Annotated in this window: 1 pseudogene; it reads right to left on the reverse strand. The window is 68.8% G+C overall.

The window, feature by feature from the left end:
• Positions 1–478 (reverse strand): annotated as a pseudogene (locus AACY49_RS30640) (IS481 family transposase); the annotation flags it as partial.

A 478-nucleotide genomic window follows, 5' to 3' on the forward strand; every position in this document is an offset into this window, starting at 1 on the left:
CCGAGCAATGCGTCGATGAAGGCACGATCCTCCTCTGGCAGCGAGCCCAGCGGCAGTCGGAGCTGTTCGACGATCGCCTGTCGGGCGGCAAGGCCGGTGGCATGGGCCGTCTCGACGACCGGGTCCGGAAAGGGTGTGCGCCGCACGGCAAGCCCTGAGGTGGTAGGCGGCAGCGACGGCAAGGGCCGGTCACCACCCGTGATCGCGGCACGGGGCAGACCGAGCTGGTCGGCAAGCCGCACCACCTTGTCGAGCCGTTCTTCCGCCCGGCTCTTCTGGTATTTGCGGTAGCGATAGAGCGGCACCGCGCCGCGCGACGGCTCGAACGGGCCGAAGCGCTTGCCGTCGTGCTCGACGAACAGCGCCTGGTCGAACAACCCCCATAGCAGCGTCACCGTCTCGCCGGCGAGATGCGGCTCGACTTCATAGGTCGTGCCCTCGACCGAGACGGTCGCGTCACCGGCGACGTTACGGCGCT

It is taken from the genome of Pseudomonas sp. EL_65y_Pfl2_R96 (genome assembly GCF_963970905.1).
Lineage (GTDB): Bacteria > Pseudomonadota > Gammaproteobacteria > Pseudomonadales > Pseudomonadaceae > Aquipseudomonas.